General features: G+C 39.5%; 15 protein-coding genes. 12 read left to right on the top strand and 3 right to left on the bottom strand.

Annotated elements, in window-relative coordinates:
- Positions 1-32: 32 nt before the first annotated feature.
- From yfmF to tsf, 12 genes are all read left to right on the top strand, one after another.
- Positions 33-1,283: an EF-P 5-aminopentanol modification-associated protein YfmF gene (yfmF, locus tag B7709_RS05255; protein ID WP_084971996.1), complete on the top strand. Its 1,251-nt coding sequence runs from the start codon at positions 33-35 to the stop codon at positions 1,281-1,283.
- Positions 1,280-2,563 (top strand): EF-P 5-aminopentanol modification-associated protein YfmH, encoded by a 1,284-nt coding sequence (gene yfmH / locus B7709_RS05250; RefSeq protein WP_084971995.1) that lies wholly within the window; start codon positions 1,280-1,282, stop codon positions 2,561-2,563. The genes yfmF and yfmH overlap by 4 nt, the downstream gene beginning before the upstream one ends.
- 37 nt (positions 2,564-2,600) lie before the next feature.
- Positions 2,601-3,425 (top strand): cytoskeleton protein RodZ, encoded by an 825-nt coding sequence (rodZ, locus tag B7709_RS05245; protein WP_162279161.1) that lies wholly within the window; start codon positions 2,601-2,603, stop codon positions 3,423-3,425.
- Between the two features lie 10 nt (positions 3,426-3,435).
- On the top strand, positions 3,436-3,981 hold the full coding sequence (gene pgsA, locus B7709_RS05240) for a CDP-diacylglycerol--glycerol-3-phosphate 3-phosphatidyltransferase (RefSeq protein ID WP_084971993.1): 546 nt from the start codon (positions 3,436-3,438) through the stop codon (positions 3,979-3,981).
- Positions 3,978-4,805 carry an energy-coupling factor ABC transporter ATP-binding protein gene (locus B7709_RS05235; RefSeq protein WP_084971992.1) on the top strand — a complete coding sequence of 276 codons (828 nt, stop codon included), beginning with the start codon at positions 3,978-3,980 and terminating at the stop codon, positions 4,803-4,805. The genes pgsA and B7709_RS05235 overlap by 4 nt, the downstream gene beginning before the upstream one ends.
- Positions 4,790-5,629 carry an energy-coupling factor transporter ATPase gene (locus B7709_RS05230; protein ID WP_084971991.1) on the top strand — a complete coding sequence of 280 codons (840 nt, stop codon included), beginning with the start codon at positions 4,790-4,792 and terminating at the stop codon, positions 5,627-5,629. Before B7709_RS05235 ends, B7709_RS05230 begins: the two co-directional genes overlap by 16 nt.
- On the top strand, positions 5,622-6,416 hold the full coding sequence (locus B7709_RS05225; RefSeq protein WP_084971990.1) for an energy-coupling factor transporter transmembrane component T family protein: 795 nt from the start codon (positions 5,622-5,624) through the stop codon (positions 6,414-6,416). Before B7709_RS05230 ends, B7709_RS05225 begins: the two co-directional genes overlap by 8 nt.
- A 60-nt stretch (positions 6,417-6,476) precedes the next feature.
- Entirely contained in the window at positions 6,477-7,292 is an 816-nt protein-coding gene (gene mreC / locus B7709_RS05220; RefSeq protein WP_084971989.1) for a rod shape-determining protein MreC, read from the top strand.
- 2 nt (positions 7,293-7,294) lie between these two features.
- Positions 7,295-7,789 carry a rod shape-determining protein MreD gene (gene mreD / locus B7709_RS05215; protein WP_061453885.1) on the top strand — a complete coding sequence of 165 codons (495 nt, stop codon included), beginning with the start codon at positions 7,295-7,297 and terminating at the stop codon, positions 7,787-7,789.
- Between the two features lie 93 nt (positions 7,790-7,882).
- The gene (pcsB, locus tag B7709_RS05210) at positions 7,883-9,088 is read left to right on the top strand and encodes a peptidoglycan hydrolase PcsB (protein WP_061453886.1); all 1,206 of its coding nucleotides are present in this window, start codon (positions 7,883-7,885) and stop codon (positions 9,086-9,088) included.
- A gap of 224 nt (positions 9,089-9,312) precedes the next feature.
- The gene (gene rpsB, locus B7709_RS05205; RefSeq protein WP_000268475.1) at positions 9,313-10,092 is read left to right on the top strand and encodes a 30S ribosomal protein S2; all 780 of its coding nucleotides are present in this window, start codon (positions 9,313-9,315) and stop codon (positions 10,090-10,092) included.
- Between the two features lie 78 nt (positions 10,093-10,170).
- Positions 10,171-11,211, top strand: coding sequence for a translation elongation factor Ts (tsf, locus tag B7709_RS05200; RefSeq protein ID WP_084971988.1), 1,041 nt, complete (start codon positions 10,171-10,173; stop codon positions 11,209-11,211).
- A 101-nt stretch (positions 11,212-11,312) separates the two neighbouring features.
- Here the strand turns inward: tsf and cysK are convergent, their stop codons facing one another.
- The 3 genes from cysK to B7709_RS05185 form a co-directional block, all read right to left on the bottom strand.
- Entirely contained in the window at positions 11,313-12,239 is a 927-nt protein-coding gene (cysK, locus tag B7709_RS05195; RefSeq protein WP_084971987.1) for a cysteine synthase A, read from the bottom strand.
- 96 nt (positions 12,240-12,335) lie between these two features.
- Positions 12,336-12,779 carry a PH domain-containing protein gene (locus B7709_RS05190; RefSeq protein ID WP_084971986.1) on the bottom strand — a complete coding sequence of 148 codons (444 nt, stop codon included), beginning with the start codon at positions 12,777-12,779 and terminating at the stop codon, positions 12,336-12,338.
- A 15-nt stretch (positions 12,780-12,794) separates the two neighbouring features.
- Complete coding sequence (locus B7709_RS05185; protein WP_084971985.1) at positions 12,795-13,430, bottom strand: YigZ family protein; 636 nt, start codon at positions 13,428-13,430, stop codon at positions 12,795-12,797.
- Positions 13,431-13,438: the final 8 nt, after the last annotated feature.

Below are 13,438 nucleotides of genomic sequence, written 5' to 3'. Positions count from 1 at the left end.
ATAATAGAACTCTATATGTAAGGAGGTAAGGTATGGAGTTAGTGCCTGGTATTTCAGCACATTTTGTTCAATCCAAACAGTTTAAAACAAATAAAATTACTGTTCGTTTTACTGCTCCCTTATCTCTTGAGACAGTAGCAGGACGCATGTTAAGTGCGAGTATGTTGGAGACTGCCAATAAAGCTTACCCAACATCTCAAGTTTTTCGTAGATATTTAGCAAGTTTGTATGGAACAGATATTTCTACGAGTACTTATCGTAGGGGACAGGCACATGTTCTTGATTTAACCTTTACCTATGTGCGGGATGAGTTTTTGAGTAAGAAAAATGTCTTGACTTCTCGAATTTTGGAATTGGTGAAACAGACTTTATTTGCCCCCTTAGTTCAAGATGGTGCTTTTGAGTTAGCCTTATTTGAAATTGAAAAAAAACAATTATTGGCTAGCTTAGCTACTGATATGGATGATTCATTTTATTTTGCTCATAAGGAGTTGGATAGCTTGTTCTTCCATGATGAACGTCTTAAATTGAGATACAGTGATTTACGAAATCGTATTTCAAATGAGTCCCCAGAAAGTAGTTACACTTGTTTTCAAGATGCTCTGAAAAATGATCGAATTGATTTCTTTTTCTTGGGTGATTTTAATGAAGTAGAAGTGAAGGAGTGGTTGAGGTCATTCTCCTTTACTGGGCGTCAAATTGATGTCAAGCCTCAGTACCAACAACCATATTCAAATGTCCTTCGGGAAGGAATGATTCGTAAGAATGTAGGCCAATCCGTTTTGGAATTGGCTTACCATTGTTCTACGAGCTATGGAGACAAGCATCATTTGGCCATAGTAGTAATGAATGGTCTATTAGGTGGTTTTGCTCATTCTAAGCTTTTTACAAATGTTCGGGAAAATGCTGGTCTAGCCTACACTATCTCCAGTCAATTGGACTTGTTTAGTGGTCAATTGAGGATGTACGCTGGCATTGATCGGGGAAATCGCAATCAAGCCAGAAAATTGATGAATCATCAATTACTTGAACTAAAAAAAGGTAATTTTACAGATTTGGAGATTGAACAGACCAAGGAGATGATTCGCAGAACCTTGTTGCTTGCGCAAGATAGTCAGACCTCACTAATCGAGCGAGTTTATTTGAATAGTCTGTTAGGGAAATCCACATCAGATTTTGACAGTTGGGTTGAAAAATTAAACCAAGTTGACAAAGAAGCTATCTGCAAAGCAGCAAATAGTGTTCGGTTACAAGCGATATACTTTATGGAAGGAATAGAATGACACCAGTTACCTTTGAAGAAAAATACTATCCTGCTGTAAAGGAGACGGTTTATCAGACTCGTCTATCAAATGGATTGACAGTGTCTCTCCTTCCTAAGAAACAATTTAATGAAGTTTACGGGGTTGTAACAGTTCAATTTGGATCAGTAGATACAAGCTTTACACTATATGAAAAAGGTTTACAGTCTTATCCAGCTGGAATTGCACATTTTCTTGAACATAAACTGTTTGAGAGAGAAAATGCTGAAGATATTATGGAGTCTTTTACACGCTTGGGAGCTGATAGCAATGCTTTTACAAGTTTTACAAAGACGAGTTATTTGTTTTCAACAATAAATCAGTTATCAGAAAATTTGGATTTGCTTGAAGAATTGGTAACAGTTGCGCATTTTACAGAAGAGTCAGTTGAGAGAGAGAAGGAAATTATCCAACAGGAACGTGAGATGTACCAAGACGATCCAGATTCGCGTCTGTTTTTTGCAACCTTAGCAAATCTTTATCCCAATACTCCTCTGGCAGCTGATATTGTTGGAAGTGAAAAATCAATTAACAATATTCAGCTAAATGACTTAAAAGATAACTTTACAACCTTTTACAAACCTGTCAACATGTCTTTGTTTTTAGTTGGAAATTTTGATGTAGATACGGTTGAGAAGTATTTTTCGCAAAAGAAACTTGGGGACTTGGAGGAAATGGTAGTAAGGAAGGAGAAGCTTACTTTACAAGCTGTCAAAGAAACAGATAGCCTTCGGATGGAAGTTTCTTCACCAAAACTTGCTGTTGGAATTAGAGGAGCAGGTGAGGTGGCAGAAGAAGATTGCTACCGTTATAATGTTTTGCTAAAATTACTGTTTACGATGATGTTTGGTTGGACTTCTGAGCGATTTCAAAAGTTATATGAGACAGGGAAGTTGGATGCCTCGCTGTCCTTAGAGGTAGAAGTGAATAGTCGCTTTCATTTTGTGATGTTGACGATGGATACCAAGGAACCTGTTTCGTTGTCGCATCAATTTCGAAAGGCTATTCTCAACTTCACGAAAGATTCAGATCTTACAGAGGAACATCTGGATCTTGTTAAGAGTGAGATGTTTGGGGAATTTTTTAGTAGCATGAACTCCTTGGAGTTTATTGCGACACAGTATGAACCAGTCGACAGAGGGGAAACTATTTTTGATTTACCAAAAATTTTACAAGAAATTACTTTAGACGATGTTCTTGAAGCTGGGCATCGTTTGATAGATGATGGTGATTTGATTGATTTTACTATCTTTCCATCCTAAAATAGATAAGAATATTAGTTAAGAAGGAATGTTAAGTATGAGAAAAAAAACGATTGGTGAGGTTCTGCGTTTAGCCAGAATTAATCAGGGATTGAGTATAGAAGAACTGCAGGCAAAAACGGATATTCAGATGAATTTATTAGAGGCTATGGAGGCTGATGATTTTGATCGCCTTCCTAGTCCATTTTATGCTCGTTCTTTTTTAAGAAAATATGCCTGGGCGGTTGAATTGGACGAGCGAATCATTTTGGATGCCTATGATTCGGGAAGCATGATTACCTATGAAGAGGTCGATGTTGATGAGGAAGACTTGTCTGGTCGTAGACGGTCAAATAAGAAAAAAACGTCTTATCTCCCTCTGTTTTACTTCGTTCTGTTTGCTTTGTCGATTTTAATTTTTGTGACCTATTATGTTTGGAATTATATCCAGACTCAACCAATGCGCCCTTCTTCAGCTAATTATAGTGTTGTGAACTCAACTGGTTCAACAACCTCGTCTAGTTCATCTTCTAGCAGTCAGACATCTAGCACATCTTCTACCCTAGAATCAAAAATTACGGTTTCGGGTGAGGGCAATCATATTGAGGCACACTATAAATCAAGTAAGGAAACGGCTACGATTCAGCTAACAGTTTCAGATGCAACTAGCTGGGTTAGTGTTTCAGGGAGTGACCTTGAAGGTGGTGTGACCTTGTCAGCAGACAATAAAAACGCAAAAACAACAGTTTCGACGAAAAATCCTGTGACGATTACTTTGGGTGTAGTGAAGGGAGTTGCTTTAACTGTGGACAATCAAACGATTGATACTTCCAAGCTGACAACTCAGACTGGAACTGTAACACTTACATTCACTACAGATTAAGGAAAAATCAATGAAAAAAGAACAAATTCCTAATGTATTAACTATTGGTAGAATTCTCTTTATACCTCTCTTTATTCTTGTTTTGACTTTGGGTCATTCACAAGGCAGTCACCTGCTGGCAGCGATTATCTTTGCAGTTGCTAGTATAACAGATTATCTCGATGGCTATCTTGCTCGTAAATGGAATGTGGTTAGCAACTTTGGAAAGTTTGCAGATCCAATGGCTGATAAGTTGTTGGTTATGTCAGCTTTTATCATGTTGATTGAGTTGGGTATGGCTCCAGCTTGGGTTGTTGCTATTATCATCTGCCGTGAACTCGCTGTGACAGGTCTACGTCTGTTGCTCGTTGAGACAGGAGGGACAGTTCTAGCAGCAGCGATGCCAGGGAAAATCAAAACCTTTAGTCAAATGTTTGCGATTATCTTTTTGCTCTTACATTGGAATTTAATTGGGCAACTGTTGCTTTATATCGCTTTGTTTTTTACTATCTACTCTGGTTATGATTATTTCAAGGGTAGCGCTCATGTATTCAAAGGGACGTTTGGTTCGAAATGAAATCGATTATTGAAGTAAAAGACCTGTCTTTTCGTTATAAGGAAGACCAAGATCATTATGATGTTAATAATGTCTCGTTTCACGTGAAACGTGGGGAGTGGCTCTCAATTGTAGGTCATAATGGGAGTGGAAAGTCAACAACTATTCGTTTGATTGATGGTTTGCTTGAAGCAGAGTCTGGAGAAATCTGGATAGATGACCAACTGCTGTCTTCTGAGAATGTTTGGGACTTGCGTCGACAAATTGGTATGGTTTTTCAAAATCCAGATAATCAATTTGTGGGGGCAACTGTTGAAGATGATGTCGCCTTTGGCTTAGAAAACCAGGGACTTCCTCGTGAAGAAATGAAGAAGAGAGTAGCTGAATCCTTGGAGTTAGTGGGTATGCTGGACTTTAAGAAGAGAGAACCAGCTCGCTTATCTGGTGGACAAAAACAACGGGTGGCCATTGCAGGAGTTGTTGCTTTGAGACCAGCTATTTTGATTCTGGACGAGGCTACAAGTATGTTGGATCCCGAGGGGCGAAGAGAACTGATTCAGACAGTTCAAGAGATTCGAAAAGACTACCAGATGACAGTCGTCTCCATTACGCATGACTTGGAAGAAGTTGCGATGAGTGATCGTGTCTTGGTCATGAAAAAAGGCCAAGTGGAGTCAACCAGCAGCCCAAGAGAACTTTTTTCTCGGGCTGATCTTGACCAGATAGGCTTAGATGATCCCTTTACGAATCAACTGAGAGAATCTTTGAGAGAGACTGGCTATCAGTTGCCGGATGGCTATTTGACAGAAGGAGAGCTAGAGGACAAACTATGGGAATTACTCTAGAAAATGTGAGCTTTACCTATCAAGAGGGAACCCCCCTATCTTCATCAGCCTTGACTGATGTTTCCTTGACGATTGAGGATGGCTCCTATACAGCTTTGATAGGACATACAGGTAGTGGAAAATCGACGATTTTACAGCTTTTAAATGGCCTATTGGTACCAAGTAAGGGTTCTGTTCGAGTTTTTGATACTGTCATTACTCCTACATCAACCAATAAAGAAATTCGACAGATTCGAAAGCAAGTCGGTCTAGTGTTTCAATTTGCTGAAAATCAGATTTTCGAAGAGACTGTTTTGAAAGATGTTGCGTTTGGACCACAAAATTTTGGAGTTTCTGAGGAGGAAGCCAAGAAAATTGCGCGTGAAAAGTTAGCCTTGGTGGGCATTGCTGAGTCACTCTTTGAGAGGAGTCCATTTGAACTTTCGGGTGGTCAGATGAGACGTGTGGCTATAGCAGGGATGCTAGCGATGGAGCCTACTGTCTTGGTTTTGGATGAGCCAACAGCTGGACTAGATCCTTTGGGCAGAAAAGAATTGATGACCCTGTTTAAAAAACTTCACCATGCTGGAATGACAATCGTTCTGGTAACGCATTTGATGGATGACGTAGCTGAGTATGCTGATCAGGTTTACGTTATGGAAAAGGGGTGCTTGGTCAAAAGTGGCAAACCAAGTGATGTCTTCCAAGATGTAGCCTCTATGGAAAATGTGCAGTTAGGTGTGCCTAAAATCACAGCCTTTTGTAAACGTTTGGCAGATAGAGGTGTAGCTTTTAACAAACTGCCAATCAAGATAGAGGAGTTTAAGGAGTCGCTAAATGGATAGTATGATTTTAGGGCGATATATACCAGGAGATTCCATCATTCATCGCTTGGATCCCCGTAGTAAATTACTCGCTATGATCCTGTTGATTTTGATTGTATTTTGGGCTAATAATCCCCTCGCCAATCTCATTCTTTTTGTAGCAACAGGTATATTTATCGCTTTGTCGGGCGTTTCCCTCTCATTTTTTGTTCAGGGATTGAAATCCATGTTCTTCTTGATTGCTTTTACGACTCTATTTCAACTCTTTTTCATTTCAAGTGGAAATGTTTTGTTTGAGTTTTCTTTTATAAGAATAACGGATTATGCTTTGCAACAAGCTGGGATTATTTTCTGTCGTTTTGTGTTGATTATTTTCTTTTCAACCTTGCTAACGTTAACGACCATGCCTTTGAGTTTGGCAGCTGCAGTTGAATCTCTTTTAGCGCCTCTGAAACGTTTGAAAGTTCCCGTTCATGAAATTGGTCTCATGTTATCAATGAGTTTGCGTTTTGTTCCAACCTTGATGGATGACACAACGCGGATTATGAATGCTCAAAAAGCCCGTGGAGTTGACTTTGGCGAAGGCAGTATCGTTCAAAAAGTAAAGGCTATGATTCCGATTTTAATTCCTCTTTTTGCTACTAGCTTAAAGCGTGCAGATTCATTGGCAATAGCCATGGAAGCGCGTGGTTATCAGGGAGGAAAGGGCAGAAGTCAGTATAGACAGTTGAGATGGAGCCAAAAGGATACACTGGCGATTCTTGTGATTCTGGTGCTGGGTTGTTTCTTATTTTTCTTAAAATCTTAGTGGATTTATAAGATTGATAAAAAAATCACAGTAGTAGATCTTTAGTAAAAAGGTAGGAATATGAACCGTTTTAAAAAATCAAAATATCTAATCATCGTTTTTGTCACAGTTCTGGCAGTTTCCGTACTATTAGTGACAACTTATTCAAGTGCTATTGTGACAAAACTAGGAGATGGAATTTCATTAGTAGATAGAATTGTTCAAAAACCCTTTCAGTGGTTTGACTCTTTCAAATCAGATTTGGGACATTTGACGCAGGCTTATAATGAAAACGAGAGTCTAAAGAAACAACTCTACCAACTAGAAGTGGAGTCTAATCAATCAGAAAGTTTAAAAACTGAAAATGAACAACTACGTCAGTTGCTGGATATGAAGTCAAAATTGCAGGCTACAAAAACCATAGCAGCAGATGTGATTATGCGAGCTCCAGTGTCTTGGAAGCAAGAATTAACAATTGATGTGGGAAGTTCAAAAGGAGCTTCTGAAAATATGTTAGCCATTGCAAACGGGGGCTTAATTGGTAGTGTTTCAAAGGTGGAGGAACATTCAACAACTGTAAACCTATTGACAAACACTGAAAATTCCGACAAGATTTCCGTTAAAATCCTGCATGGCTCTACTGAAATTTACGGAATTATCGTTGGTTATGACAAGGAATCTGAACTTCTTAAAATCAGTCAATTAAATAGTAACAGCGATATTAGCGCGGGAGATAAGGTGACTACAGGGGGGCTCGGAAACTTTAATGTTAAGGATATTCCTGTTGGCGAGGTTGTTGCCACAACGCACAGCAGTGATTATCTAACACGAGAGGTAACAGTAAAGTTGAGTGCTGACACCAAAAATCTTCATGTGGTAGAGTTAGTGGGGAATTAACAATGAGACTGTTAAAACAAGTTGGTATTTTCTTTTTACTCCCCGTTGTTGTTCTAGTTGATGCTCATATTGGTCAATTGGTGGGATCCTTCTTCCCCCACTTTCATTTAGCCAGTCATTTTCTATTCTTGTTTCTCTTATTTGAGACAATCGAGGTGTCGGAGTATCTCTATCTAGCCTATTGTTGTATAGTGGGTTTGGTTTACGATATTTATTTTTTCCACTTGATTGGAATTGCCACGCTTTTGTTTATCTTGATTGGTGCTTCGCTCCACAAGTTTAACAGCGTGATTTTGACAAATCGTTGGACAAGGATGTTGACCATTATTGTGATCAGTTTTCTGTTTGATATGGGGAGCTATCTTTTGGCTCTTGCTGTGGGACTGACTGTAGATTCCATGCCAGTATTCATCGTCTATAGCCTTGTCCCGTCAATGATTCTGAACTTTTTATGGATGGCGATTTTTCAATTTATTTTTGAAAAAATTTATCTATAAGAAAGAAATATAAATGTAACAAAGGCGTAATATTTATTATGTCTTTTTTTGGTATACTAGTAATGTCTTAAATAGAAGGAGTATTGACAGAATATGAAGAAAAAAATCTTAGCGTCACTTTTGTTAAGTACAATGTTATTTTCTCAAGCTGCGGTATTAACAACTGTCCGTGCGGAAACAACAGATGAAAAAATTGCTGCTCAAGATAGTAAGATTAGTGATTTGACAGCTAAACAAAAAGAAGCTCAAAAAGAAGTAGATGAAATCCAAACGCAAGTTACAGCTATTCAAACACAACAAGCAAGCTTGCAAGCTGAAAATGAAACACTTCAAGCCGAGTCTAAGAAACTTGAAGGAGAAATTACAGAACTTTCTAAGAACATTGTTGCTCGTAATGACTCATTGGAAAAACAAGCTCGTAGCGCACAAACAAACGGTGCTGCGACTAGCTACATCAACACAATTGTAAACTCAAAATCAATTACTGAAGCTATTTCACGTGTTGCAGCTATGAGCGAGATTGTATCTGCTAACAACAAAATGTTGGAACAACAAAAGGCTGATAAAAAATCAATTGCTGAAAAACAAGTTGCGAATAACGAAGCTATCAATACCGTAATTGCCAACCAACAGACTCTTGCTGACGATGCTCAAACATTGACAACTAAGCAAGCTGAGTTGAAAGTTGCTGAGTTGAACCTTGCTGCTGAGAAAGCTACTGCGGAAGGCGAAAAAGCTACTTTGCTAGAACAAAAAGCAGCTGCAGAAGCAGAAGCAAAAGCAGCAGCTGAAGCAGAAGCAGCTTACAAAGCACGTCAAACAAGCCAACAACAATCAGTAGTTGCTTCAGGAAATACAAGCTTCTCAGCTCAAGTGCAAGCGACATCAACATCAGATGATGAAGATTCAAGCTACACTCCAGCACCTGCTCCAACTCCTGCTAGACAACGTCCAACATATAGCTCAAATGCATCAAGTTACCCAACTGGTGAATGTACTTGGGGAGCTAAAACATTGGCACCTTGGGCTGGAGACTACTGGGGTAACGGAGCTCAGTGGGCAACAAGTGCAGCTGCAGCAGGATTCCGTACAGGATCAACTCCACAAGTTGGTGCGATTGCATGTTGGAATGATGGTGGTTATGGACACGTAGCGGTTGTTACAGCAGTTTCATCATCATCTCGTATCCAAGTATCAGAATCAAACTACGGTGGAGATCGTACAATCGGTAACAAACGTGGCTGGTTCAACCCAACTACAACATCTGAAGGTTATGTTACTTACATCTATCCAAACTAATGAATGAAACGAAGAGGCTCGATTTGAGTCTCTTTTATTATTTTTAATTGAAAGCAAGGCCGAAATATATCAAAACCACTTGAAAATATCGCAAAAATGTGGTAGAATAAAGCTTGTCGTGTAAACGATAATACTCATTCTTGATGAATTGTGAAACAGTTGCCTTTGGGTCGTTTTGCGAGTCGAAGTCAAGAAGAGGAAAAAAACAAAAAGGAGAAATACTCATGGCAGTAATTTCAATGAAACAACTTCTTGAGGCTGGTGTTCACTTTGGTCACCAAACTCGTCGCTGGAACCCTAAGATGGCTAAGTACATCTTCACTGAGCGTAACGGTATCCACGTTATCGACCTTCAACAAACTGTAAAATACGCAGATCAAGCTTATGACTTCATGCGTGATGCAGCTGCAAACGATGCAGTTGTATTGTTCGTTGGTACTAAGAAACAAGCTGCTGACGCTGTTAAAGAAGAAGCAGAACGTTCAGGTCAATACTACATCAACCACCGTTGGTTGGGTGGAACTCTTACTAACTGGGGAACTATCCAAAAACGTATCGCTCGTTTGAAAGAAATCAAACGTATGGAAGAAGAAGGAATCTTCGACGTTCTTCCTAAGAAAGAAGTTGCACTTCTTAACAAACAACGTGCACGTCTTGAAAAATTCTTGGGTGGTATCGAAGATATGCCTCGTATCCCAGATGTTATGTACGTAGTTGACCCACATAAAGAGCAAATCGCTGTTAAAGAAGCTAAAAAATTGGGAATCCCAGTTGTAGCGATGGTTGACACAAACACTGACCCAGATGATATCGATGTAATCATCCCAGCTAACGATGACGCTATCCGCGCTGTTAAATTGATCACAGCTAAATTGGCTGACGCTATCATCGAAGGACGTCAAGGTGAAGATGCAGCAGCAGTTGAAGCAGAATTTGCAGCTTCAGAAGCTCAAGCAGATTCAATAGAAGAAATCGTTGAAGTTGTAGAAGGCGACAACGCTTAATTCATATAAATAGTAATTACCTAGGAGGGCGGGGCTTAGCCCGGCTCTCCTATTTTTAAAAAATATAGGAGAATCAAAATGGCAGAAATTACAGCTAAACTTGTAAAAGAGTTGCGTGAAAAATCTGGTGCCGGTGTTATGGACGCTAAAAAAGCGCTTGTAGAAACAGACGGTGACATCGAAAAAGCGATTGAATTGCTTCGTGAAAAAGGTATGGCTAAGGCAGCTAAGAAAGCTGACCGCGTTGCTGCAGAAGGTTTGACTGGTGTATTTGTTAACGGTAACGTTGCAGCAGTAGTTGAAGTAAATGCTGAAACTGACTTTGTTGCGAAAAATGCTCAATTTGTTGACTTGGTAAACGCTACAGCTAAAGTAATCGCTGAAGGAAAACCAGCTAACAACGAAGAAGCTCTTGCTTTGACAATGCCTTCAGGTGAAACTCTTGAAGCTGCATATGTATCTGCAACAGCTACAATCGGTGAAAAAATCTCATTCCGCCGTTTTGCTTTGCTTGAAAAAACAGATGCACAACACTTTGGAGCATACCAACACAATGGTGGCCGTATCGGTGTTATCTCTGTTATTGAAGGTGGAGACGAAGCGCTTGCTAAACAAATTTCAATGCACATCGCTGCGATGAAACCAACAGTTCTTTCATACAAAGAATTGGACGAACAATTCGTTAAAGATGAGTTGGCACAATTGAACCATGTAATTGACCAAGATAACGAAAGTCGCGCTATGGTTGGTAAGCCAGCACTTCCACACTTGAAGTATGGATCAAAAGCTCAATTGACTGACGAAGTAATTGCTCAAGCTGAAGCTGACATCAAAGCTGAATTGGCTGTAGAAGGCAAACCAGAAAAAATCTGGGACAAAATCATCCCAGGTAAAATGGACCGCTTCATGCTCGACAACACTAAAGTTGACCAAGCATACACACTTCTAGCACAAGTCTACATCATGGACGACAGCAAGACAGTTGAAGCATACCTTGATTCAGTTAACGCTTCAGTAGTTGAGTTCGCTCGCTTTGAAGTTGGTGAAGGAATTGAGAAAGCTGCGAACGACTTCGAAGCAGAAGTTGCAGCTACAATGGCAGCAGCCTTGAATAACTAAAAGAAAAGGAAGCAATTTGCTTCCTTTTTTTGTTTTAGAGAGTAGCCTCTATAATGAGTAAACAAAAAGCCCTTTAATAAGGGCTAAGTGCATTTAGGAGACTACACTTCAAATTCATAGAGTGCTGTAGACAGATAACGTTCGCCGTTATCTGGTGCTAAAGCAAGGACTTTCTTACCTGTACCTAATTTCTTAGCAACCTCAATTGCCCCGTAAATCGCTGCAGCTGAAGAAATTCCAACAAGGAAGCCTTCTTTTCCACCAATTTCACGGCCAAGTGTGAGTGCATCATCTGATGTTACACGGACAATACCGTCATAGGCTTTTGTATCAAGTGTTTCAGGAATAAATCCAGCTGAGATACCTTGAATTTTGTGAGGTCCTGGTTTTTCACCAGACAAAATTGCGGATTCATCAGCTTCAACCGCAAAAACTTGAATGTTTGGATTGACAGCTTTTAATGCATGAGAAACACCTGAGATCGTTCCACCGGTACCAACACCACCTACAAAGGCATCTAGTCCATCAGAACCGAAAGCAGCTAGTATTTCAGCTCCTGTTGTTCTTTCGTGCACTTCTGGGTTAGCTGGGTTATTAAATTGGAGTGGAAGGAAGCCGTCACGTTCAGCAGCGATTTCCTGAGCTTTGGCAATAGCCCCTTTCATTCCTTCGCTACCAGGAGTGAGGACGAGTTCAGCACCATAGGCTTGGATAATCTTACGTCGTTCCACACTCATCGTTTCAGGCATGACGATAACAACTTTATATCCTTTAGCGGCACCAACCCATGAAAGACCGATACCAGTGTTTCCACTCGTTGCTTCAACAATAGTAGCACCGGGTTTTAGAATGCCATCCTGCTCAGCCTTTTCAATCATGCTAAGGGCAATACGGTCTTTTACTGACGATCCAGGGTTAAAAGCTTCTAGCTTAACATAGACGTCTGCGGCACCTTCTGGAACAATATTATTAAGTTTAACAATTGGTGTTTGTCCGATTAGTTCAGTGATATTGTTATAAATAGTCATAGATATACCTCTTTGTATAAGATGATACTAGTATAACGCGCTCAAGGCTATTTGTAAAATATAGAAATCCTATCGAAGCGATAGGATTTTTTTATATCACAGATCTAAGCCATTAATTTTTAGTCGATTGTGATAAGCCAATTCTAATAAATAGGTATAAAGTGGAACAATATCCGTTTTCTTAGGAAATTCAAATTTATGAGCACTAAAATGCTCATTATGTGCTTTTAGAAAGACATTTTCTAAATAAGTAATAGTAATTTCACTATCATCTATACCTACTCCTGCAGTTTCCATTTCAACGTTAACAATGTTCATCAAAAAGATTGATTTAACAGACATCTTGCGACCCGTAGCCCCTTGCTTATCTGTAAAGATAATACGGATATTTGTAAATATAATTGAGTCACGAATCAGTTTATATCCACTTTGAATTTCTTCATTTTCTAGTAGATATTGTCCATATTCTTTGATAAGAGTTTCTTTGTTTTGCTCGCTAAAGTTACCAGCGAGTCCTTGAATGAATTTCCCAAATGTCATATTGTTCTCCTTTGTTTACACTAAGTTTACAGGAACTTCAACTTCTCGTAAACCTTGATCTGTTAAAGTAACCTTTCCATTAAAAAACTCCACAAGAGCAGCCTTGGTATTTTCTTTCTCTTCCTTATCAACATAAATTATGGTATCAATTTGATCTGTGAAGGTTGTCTCGAGTTCCATGAGATTATGTTCTTTAAGGAAGTTACTGTACTCTTGGTATTGAGCGTAAGACATCTGAATGGCTATGCCAGCTTGCTCTTTGATTTCAATAATACCAATTTCTTTGACAGCCAAAGCTACGCTTCCTGCGTAAGCGCGAATCAAACCGCCAGCGCCTAACTTAATTCCCCCAAAGTAGCGGGTAACCACTACGCAGACATTCGTAAGATTATGATTTTCTAAGACGCCAAGCATAGGGACTCCAGCAGTACCACTAGGCTCGCCGTCATCACTCGTACGCTTGATTTCACTGCGTTCCCCTACAATGAAAGCAGAGCAGTTATGGGTGGCTTTGTAGTGTTCTTTTTTGATGGTAGTGATAAAGTCACGAGCCTCTTCTTCACTATAGACACGCTTTGCGTGACAGATAAAGCGGGATTTTTTGATTTCTTCTTGGACTTGCCCGTCCTCTTTAATTGTTCTAAATTCCATGATTTAAT

It is taken from the genome of Streptococcus oralis subsp. dentisani (assembly GCF_002096335.1).
Taxonomy (GTDB): domain Bacteria; phylum Bacillota; class Bacilli; order Lactobacillales; family Streptococcaceae; genus Streptococcus; species Streptococcus oralis_Z.
This window is presented reverse-complemented; position numbering and strand designations above follow the sequence as displayed.

Excerpts from the sequence above, each read along its gene's own strand:
- yfmF (WP_084971996.1), top strand. The coding sequence starts at position 33 with ATGGAGTTAGTGCCTGGTATTTCAGCACATTTTGTTCAATCCAAACAG.
- yfmH (WP_084971995.1), top strand. The coding sequence starts at position 1,280 with ATGACACCAGTTACCTTTGAAGAAAAATACTATCCTGCTGTAAAGGAG.
- rodZ (WP_162279161.1), top strand. The coding sequence starts at position 2,601 with ATGAGAAAAAAAACGATTGGTGAGGTTCTGCGTTTAGCCAGAATTAAT.
- pgsA (WP_084971993.1), top strand. The coding sequence starts at position 3,436 with ATGAAAAAAGAACAAATTCCTAATGTATTAACTATTGGTAGAATTCTC.
- B7709_RS05235 (WP_084971992.1), top strand. The coding sequence starts at position 3,978 with ATGAAATCGATTATTGAAGTAAAAGACCTGTCTTTTCGTTATAAGGAA.
- B7709_RS05230 (WP_084971991.1), top strand. The coding sequence starts at position 4,790 with ATGGGAATTACTCTAGAAAATGTGAGCTTTACCTATCAAGAGGGAACC.
- B7709_RS05225 (WP_084971990.1), top strand. The coding sequence starts at position 5,622 with ATGGATAGTATGATTTTAGGGCGATATATACCAGGAGATTCCATCATT.
- mreC (WP_084971989.1), top strand. The coding sequence starts at position 6,477 with ATGAACCGTTTTAAAAAATCAAAATATCTAATCATCGTTTTTGTCACA.
- mreD (WP_061453885.1), top strand. The coding sequence starts at position 7,295 with ATGAGACTGTTAAAACAAGTTGGTATTTTCTTTTTACTCCCCGTTGTT.
- pcsB (WP_061453886.1), top strand. The coding sequence starts at position 7,883 with ATGAAGAAAAAAATCTTAGCGTCACTTTTGTTAAGTACAATGTTATTT.
- rpsB (WP_000268475.1), top strand. The coding sequence starts at position 9,313 with ATGGCAGTAATTTCAATGAAACAACTTCTTGAGGCTGGTGTTCACTTT.
- tsf (WP_084971988.1), top strand. The coding sequence starts at position 10,171 with ATGGCAGAAATTACAGCTAAACTTGTAAAAGAGTTGCGTGAAAAATCT.
- cysK (WP_084971987.1), bottom strand. The coding sequence starts at position 12,239 with ATGACTATTTATAACAATATCACTGAACTAATCGGACAAACACCAATT.
- B7709_RS05190 (WP_084971986.1), bottom strand. The coding sequence starts at position 12,779 with ATGACATTTGGGAAATTCATTCAAGGACTCGCTGGTAACTTTAGCGAG.
- B7709_RS05185 (WP_084971985.1), bottom strand. The coding sequence starts at position 13,430 with ATGGAATTTAGAACAATTAAAGAGGACGGGCAAGTCCAAGAAGAAATC.